Origin of the sequence: uncultured Brachyspira sp. (genome assembly GCF_949287625.1) — a bacterium.
Taxonomy (GTDB): Bacteria; Spirochaetota; Brachyspiria; order Brachyspirales; family Brachyspiraceae; genus Brachyspira.
Window position 1 is genome coordinate 1 of record NZ_CASEGO010000151.1, and the last position, 5,480, is coordinate 5,480.

Consider the following 5,480-nt stretch of genomic DNA (forward strand, 5'->3'; position numbering starts at 1 on the left):
CCTTCTTCTATTCCTAGTCTTCTCTCTTCGCTTAAAGCTAATATATCAAAATAATTCTTTTCATATTCTGCATAATTTTCAAATAAATCTTTAGTGTTTACAAATTTGTTATATTCATCATAAACTTCTTTCATTATAGGATTTTTTTTCGCTAATATTTCCATAACTTCCTCCATTTTTGTTTGTTTTTCTTTTAGTGTTAAGAAATAAAACCAAGCATATAACCCATCTTTAAGACTAGAATTACTAGCTAAATATTTAGGCAGCTCAAGAAAATGCATCTCAAAGTGATTAGTTAATATATGATTGGTTTCTAATTCTTTTATCACATAGCAGCTATGTTCTTTATCAATTCCTTTTAACAAATTAAAGTCTAAAATATTAATTACTATAACCTGTTTTAAATCATTATATTTTTCATTGTTTCTTAAATTAGCAACGTAGCCTTTAGCCCAGTAATACAAACTTCTATATACAAATGACTGATTTCCTACTCTTTGTATTTCTATTAATACAGTTTCTCCGCTTTTGGTAACTGCTCTACAATAGACTGCTTGTCATTAACGCTTTCTTTAAGATTAAAAGTATTAATAATTTTAATCTCTTCAAAAGTCTCTTGATTATAGTCGGCTCTTACTGAATTAATTAAGTTTTTCAAAATACGTTCATGTCCTTCTTTAGCAAACAAATAACGCATAAAGTAGTCATTTAAAACATTAATGTTTATCATAATATTATTATAATTAAATAATATATAAATGTCAAAGTATAATTTTTAAATTTATTCTATCTCCCACCCTCTAAATTCTTTAATCTTATACTGTTTTTTTAGCTTCTTTTTATTTCTTTAGCTTTAACTGTTATTCTGTCTGCCCACCCAAGCGGTTTTTAAATTTTATAATGTTATTCAACGCACGTTAGACTTAATTTTTTATCTTAATAAAAATTAGAATTATTGATTAATCTATATTTGAAAAAACCGCTCTGCGTGCGTTTAGGAAAATGTTAAATTTAAATCAAGCTTGGGCGGGTGCACTTTTAGAAGTAATTATCTTAGAGATTTAATAAAAGTATATATTAAAAAATAAAGCTCTTAAATCTAAAAGGGCGGGGATTAAAATGAAGTTTTGAAATTTATTCTAACTCCCACCCTCTAAATTCTTTAATCTTATACTGTTATTTTTAGCTTTTTTTATTTCTTTAGCTTTAACTGTTATTCTGTCTGCCCACCCAAGCGTTTTTAAATTTATAATACTCTTTAACGCACGCTAGACTTAATTTTTTATTTTAATAAAAATTAGAATTATTGATTAAGCTGTATTATAAAAATCCGATCTGCGTGCGTTGATAAAAGTGAATATTTTATAGACTACAATTAAAAAACTTTATAGTTTTCTATATATATTCTAGCATCCTCACTGTTTGCATATCTATTAACTTTGAGTTTATAAATAATATCTATATAATTAGAGTTTAATAATTTTAAAACCTCTTCTTCGCTGCTGTTCCAAATAATAGCATTCATCTTTTTATCAAACTGTAATAATTCTAACCTTAAATGCAGTTTATTATTCTTTTGCATTTTCTTTATATCATTTACTTTTACATTTTTAGACATAAAAACAGGCTCTTCATTTCCAGCACCATAAGGCTCAAAAAGCTCTAAATCTTTAGCTAATTTCAAATCTATACTTTTAAAATTAAGCTCCAAATCAAATATATCCTGATCTTTTTCGGTGTTAAAGTTCTGATTAGCTGCATATTTAATAATCTTGCTTTGAAACTTATCAAAATTTGCAGATTCCAAAGTAAACCCTGCAGCATTTTTATGCCCGCCAAATTTACTTAAATACACACTTGCTGCCTCAAGTAAATCCCTAGCATTATCATCGCCCCTGCTTCTTATGCTGCCTACGCAAATACCGTCATCGCTTTCATGCATTATTACAGCAGTTTTACCGTATTCGCTTAATACTTTACCAGCAATAAGACCTGTTAAACCCTGTTCTATTTTTTTGCTTCTTACGATTATTAGAGGAAGTTTTAAGCAGCTATTATTTTTTATATATTCATTAACTATATTGAAGTTCGATTCTGTAAGAGATTTTCTAGTTTCATTCATACTGTACACTGTTTCAGCCAAACTTACAGCATCTTCTTTTAGTTCAGAGGTAAGAAGTTTTAATGCCGTCTCAGCACTCCCCATTCTTCCAGCAGCATTAATAAAAGGGGCTATTCTCCAGCTTATAACTTGTGTATCTACTTTTGTATTTAATAAATTAATTTTCTCAAGCATAACACTATATCTTATATGGCTTGGCTTTTCTAATTCTTTTAAAGCACATTTCACATACACTCTGTTTTCTTCTATAAGAGGCACTACATCAGCAACAGTTCCGAATAATACAAGTATAGATTTTTTACGTATATAGTTCTGAAGATTTTTCTGGCTTATATAAAACATACGCCTGAATATTTCTGTTTTAATAATTAAATCTCTGTACTCTATTTCACCATATCTGTAAATATTAATATTAAGTGCCAAAGCAAAATCATCTAAAGTTTTTGTAGTCTTTATATTAACATTTCCGTACTTAGCACCAAGCTGAAGCAGATCATAAACACTGTCATATTCCGGAAGATATATTTCATATTTTTCATATAAAGCTATAAGCCTTTTTAATCTGTCCTCTCCTCCAGTAAGTACTAATACTGTACCGTCGCCTTCAAACATATAGCTTGCAAGCTCCTCAAGTACTTCATCTTCTGTGATAAGTTCATCATAATAATCTATATACATAGACTTATAGCTGTTTTCTCCTGCAAGTTCAAACCCAAATACCTCATCGCTTGGAACAAAGTTTACTGACTTTAATGCCCTTATTCTTTTTAATGCATTTGTTTTTTTATTTATCTCATAATCAAGCACAATTATATCTTTATTATATAGTTTAGTATATGAAAAAACAAAGGCTTGCATTAGCTTAAAAGCTACAGCACATCCTGAAAAATTTTTGGAAACAAAACCAGTATTTGATATTTTAGGATTAAATAAAGCATAAGCATTAGGCATTATCTCTGGTATATCATGATGATCAGTTACTATAATATCAATAGAAAGATCACGGGCAAACTCTACCTCTTCTACATTAGATATACCGCAGTCAACTGTAATAATAAGACTTACTCCTGAATTGGCATACTCTTCTATAACAGTTTTTGAAAGCCCATATCCAGTTTCATGATTAGGAACAAATGCCTCAACATTTTTTGTAACCATCTTTAGCGTATTATATATTATAGAAGCTGCAGTTACGCCGTCAGCATCTTTATCTCCGTATACTAATATCTTTTCATTACTATCTATAGCTTCTTTTAATCTTTCTACAAATACATTAGCATCTTTTATATTAAAAGGATTTGAGAGGGAATATATATCCTGAAAGAAAAAATCAAATATATCCTCTTTAGAAGTTATACCTCTTAAATTTAATAATTCTTTCATTATAGGATGCAAATTATCTATGTTTATCATATATTATTTTTCGCTTAAATTAATAAATATTGTCTAATAGTATATTTTATTTATAATAATCTTTCAAGTGCTATTTACAAGGTTTAATTATCAAGATATAATAAAATATACGATACTATTTATAGGATTTTTATTTATGAGCGATAAGGATGTAAGTGTATTTTTAAAGAATGCATATAATGCTTTTAATGATAAAGATTATAAAGCTGCTATAGACTATTTTTCTGAAGCTATTAAACTTGACCCAAGTTCTGCAGAAACATATTATAATAGAGGCAATGCCAAAGCCAATTTAGATGATAAAAGTTCATATAAAAGTGCAATAGAAGATTATTCTTGGGCTATAAACCTTAATGATAAATTTGCAGCCGCCTACTACAACAGAGGTATATTAAACAGAAGTCTCGGAAACAGCAAAGAGGCTATTGAAGATTTTAATAAGGCTATAGAACTTAACTATAACCTTGAAGAGGCATATTATGTAAGAGGAAACACAAAAGCAAGCCTAAAAGACTATAAAGGATCTATAGAGGATTATAATAAAGCTGTAGAAGTTTATCCTCATTTTTCTGACGCTTATTATAATATGGCTTTATCACATAATGCTGTAGGCAGCTATAAAGAAGCTATAAAAGCATATGATAAGGCTATAGAGTATAATTCCCATTTTGCTGATGCATACAATAATAGGGGAAATGTTAAAGAAAAGCTGGGATACTATAATGAAGCTATAGATGACTATACAAATGCTTTGCATCTTAATAGAAATTTTATAGAAGCATATTTTAACAGGGCTAATGCCAAATTTAATATAAAAAACTATAAAGGTTCTATAGAAGATTTTGATGAAATAATAAAAATTGATCCTACATATTCTAAAGCATACTATAACAGAGGAATAGTAAAAACATCTATGGAAGAATATAAAGAGGCTATTGAAGACTTTGATAAAGTTATAGAACTTGAGCCTCAATTCCCTGATGCATACTATAATAAAGCAGTTGCAATTAATCACTTGGGTATATATGATGAGGCCGTTGAGTTTTATGATAAGGCTATTGAGCTTAATCCTAATTATGCAGAAAGTTACTGCAACAGAGCTATATCAAAATCAAAAATGGCATACATTAGAAAAGATAAAGTAAGCAGTGATGAATATAATAAATTAATACAGGAAGCCGAAAGTGATTTTGAAAAAGCATATAGTTTAGCTAATGATAATATAAAAGAAATAATAAAAGACGGCATAAAAAAATTAGCAGACCTTAATATGGAAGCTGCTAAAAATTTCTGCAGTAAGAATAATATATACTGAAAATTGGTTTCTATTATAAGTACGCCAGTTATTTTATTGTATCTGTGCAGACTTAGGTAAGTACTATTAGTTATGATTAGTATGAAATAACTAAGTGTTGGAGTGAAAATAATTTTAAAAATTTTATTTACATTCCAGACATTTTAGATTTAAAGCTTTCTTTTTTTATACGTACTTTTATTAAATCTCTAATATAATTACTTCTAAAAATGCCCCCGCCCAAAGCGTTATTTAAATTTGAACTTTCCTAAACGCACGCAGAGCGGATTTTTATAATACAGCTTAATCAATAATTCTAATTTTTATTAAAATAAAAAATTAAGTCTAGCGTTCGTTGAATAACATTATAAAATTTAAAAAACGCTTGGGTGGGCAGCTAGAATAACAGTGAAAGCTAAAGAAATAAAAATAAGCTAAAAAAACAGTATAAGATTAAAGAATTTAGAGGGTGGGAGTTAGAATAAATTTAAAAATTATACTTTGACATTTATATATTATTTAATTATAATAATATTATGATAAATATTAATATTTTAAATGACTACTTTATGCGTTATCTGTTTGCTAAAGAAGGACATGAACGTATTTTGAAAAACTTAATTAATTCAGTAAGAGCTGACTATAATCAAG

Annotated in this window: 2 protein-coding genes and 1 pseudogene; 1 reads left to right on the forward strand and 2 read right to left on the reverse strand. The window is 28.0% G+C overall.

Annotated features, from left to right (window positions below):
• Window positions 1–730 (reverse strand): annotated as a pseudogene (locus tag Q1X91_RS14795) (Rpn family recombination-promoting nuclease/putative transposase); the annotation flags it as partial.
• Between the two features lie 645 nt (window positions 731–1,375).
• Window positions 1,376–3,535, reverse strand: a complete 2,160-nt coding sequence (gene recJ, locus Q1X91_RS14800) for a single-stranded-DNA-specific exonuclease RecJ (protein WP_300759246.1) — start codon at window positions 3,533–3,535, stop codon at window positions 1,376–1,378.
• Window positions 3,536–3,671: 136 nt separating this feature from the next.
• Between recJ and Q1X91_RS14805 the strand changes: the two genes are divergently transcribed.
• On the forward strand, window positions 3,672–4,850 hold the full coding sequence (locus Q1X91_RS14805) for a tetratricopeptide repeat protein (protein ID WP_300759251.1): 1,179 nt from the start codon (window positions 3,672–3,674) through the stop codon (window positions 4,848–4,850).
• The last annotated feature ends 630 nt before the right edge of the window (window positions 4,851–5,480 follow it).

What these genes read in the sequence shown, in the direction of transcription:
- recJ (WP_300759246.1), bottom strand. Translation starts at nt 3,535, where the DNA reads ATGATAAACATAGATAATTTGCATCCTATAATGAAAGAATTATTAAAT.
- Q1X91_RS14805 (WP_300759251.1), top strand. Translation starts at nt 3,672, where the DNA reads ATGAGCGATAAGGATGTAAGTGTATTTTTAAAGAATGCATATAATGCT.